The organism is Streptomyces prasinopilosus (genome assembly GCF_001419695.1).
Taxonomy (GTDB): Bacteria; Actinomycetota; Actinomycetes; order Streptomycetales; family Streptomycetaceae; genus Streptomyces; species Streptomyces prasinopilosus.
Genome location: NZ_LIRG01000655.1, coordinates 1 through 2,142, shown reverse-complemented (window position 1 = coordinate 2,142; position 2,142 = coordinate 1). Strand labels below are relative to the sequence as shown.

Sequence of the window (2,142 nt, the reverse complement as noted above, 5' to 3'; positions counted from 1 at the left end):
CGGGGCGGCCGCCCCGATGGCCGCCTGGTACGACGACGCGGGAGTGGTCCTGCGGACCTGCGCGCGCGTGGAGCGCGCCGAACCCGGCGCGGTGGTGCTCGACGACGGCTCGCGGCTGCCCGCGGACGCCGTCGTCGTCGGGGTCGGCGCCCGCCCGGCCACCGCCTGGCTGGCCGGCTCGGGGGTCGCGCTCGGCGAGCACGGCGAGGTGCTCGCCGACGCCCGCCTGACGACCTCCGTGCCGGACGTGTACGCGGTGGGCGACTGCGCCTCCTTCCCCTCGCGGCGGTACGGCGAGCGCCTGCTGGTCCACCACTGGGACAACGCCCTCCAGGGCCCGCGCACGGTCGCGGCGAACATCATCGGGTCGGCCACCGGCGAGCCCCCGGCCGTGTACGACCCGGTGCCGTACTTCTGGTCCGAGCAGTTCGGGCGCTTCGTCCAGTACGCCGGGCACCACGCGGACGCCGACCGGACGGTGTGGCGCGGGGAGGCCGACGGCCCGGCGTGGACGGTCTGCTGGCTCCGTGCGTCCCGGCTGGTCGCGCTGCTGGCGGTGGGCCGCCCCCGCGACCTGGCCCAGGGGCGCCGGCTGATCGAGGCGGGCGCGGTGATGGACGAGACGCTGCTGGCCGACCCGGCGCGGCCGCTGAAGTCCGCGAAGGCGTGACGGCCCGGCCCCGGACTCGGTCCTGCGCAACGCCGGGGGCCGGGGGTCCGCTCTCCCGAGCGGGGGTGTCCGAGCGAGGGCTGCCCGAGCGGAGGGTGTCCGGTCCTCCTGCACCCGGACGGCAGTCCGGACACCAGTCGTCCGGGGTGAACGTCCGCCCGGGTGGAGGGGTCCGGCTTCCGGCTGTCGGTGCCGGATGGCAGGCTTGTCCCGTGACCGAGATTGACGCAAAGATCGATGCTCTCGTCCCCGCCTGGCTCACCCTTCCCGACATCGCCGAGATGCTCGGCGTCGAGGTGACGCGCGTCCGGCAGCTGGTCAAGGAGGGCCAGCTCATCGCCGTGCGCCGCGGTGAGAACCGCGCCCTGCACGTCCCCGCCGCCTTCATCGACGAGGACAAGGTCGTCAAGGGCCTGACCGGGACCCTGACGCTCCTGCGGGACGACGGCTTCACGGACGAAGAGATGCTGGAATGGCTCTTCACCCCCGACGAGAGCCTGCCGGGCACGCCCGCGCAGGCACTGAGCGAGAACCGCGGCACGGAGGTGAAGCGCCGCGCCCAGGCGCTCGCCGTCTGACCCCGGGGCGAAGGGCCGCGGCCCGCACCGGCGCCGGCACGCACCCCCTGCGTGCCGTGCCCGCACGCGGCCGTGGGACCGCCGTCCGGCGCCGCTGCCCCAGGGTGCCGGACGGCGGCCCTGCGGCCCGGGACGCCACCGCCCGTCGGCGGCCGGTCTCCCGGCCGCCGGGGCGGCGGCATAGGGTCCGTTGCGGCGTGTGACCCGCGGGCCGCGCGGGGCGTCCGCCGACGACCCACCGGGCCCGCGCCGGCCGGCCCGGCCGCCACCGACCCCCAGGGGGACTCCCGCATGCCCGACACCGCCGCAGGCACCGCCCCGCGCGCCCGCCTCGCCGACTCCCTGCTCTACCTCTGCACCGACGCCCGCAAGCGGCAGGGCGACCTCGCGGAGTTCCTGGACGCGGTCCTGGCCGGCGGCGTCGACATCGTCCAGCTCAGGGACAAGGGCATGGAGGCGGCCGAGGAACTGGAGCACCTGGAGGTCCTCGCGGACGCCTGCGCCCGGCACGGCACGCTGCTCGCGGCGAACGACCGCGCCGACGTCGCCCACGCCGCCGGCGCCGACGTGCTGCACCTCGGACAGGGCGACCTGCCCGTCCCCGCGGCCCGCGCCCTCCTCGGCGAGGACGTCCTGATCGGCCGCTCCACACACGCCGGGCCCGAGGCCGCCGCGGCCGCCGTGCAGGACGGCGTGGACTACTTCTGCACCGGCCCCTGCTGGCCCACCCCCACCACCCCCGGGCTCGACCTGGTCCGGTACGCCGCCGGCCTCGGTGAGGGCCCGTACGACGACGACCCGGGCGCGGCGGCGGCCTCCAGGACCTCGTCGAGGTTGCCGAGGTCGATGCCGCCGATGGCGAACCAGGGGCGGTCGGTGCCGAGGCCGGCGGCG

General features: G+C 77.2%; 3 protein-coding genes. All 3 read left to right on the top strand.

The annotated features are described in order from the left end of the window. On the top strand, window positions 1-670 hold a 670-nt coding region (locus AOK18_RS24030), incomplete at its 5' end, for an oxidoreductase C-terminal domain-containing protein (protein ID WP_167738734.1). 212 nt (window positions 671-882) lie between these two features. Next, a complete protein-coding gene (locus tag AOK18_RS24025; protein ID WP_055571131.1) occupies window positions 883-1,248 on the top strand; it encodes an Rv2175c family DNA-binding protein in 366 nt (121 codons plus the stop codon). A gap of 291 nt (window positions 1,249-1,539) precedes the next feature. Continuing rightward, window positions 1,540-2,142 (top strand): thiamine phosphate synthase (locus AOK18_RS24020; RefSeq protein WP_240503295.1); only part of this gene is annotated, 603 nt, incomplete at its 3' end.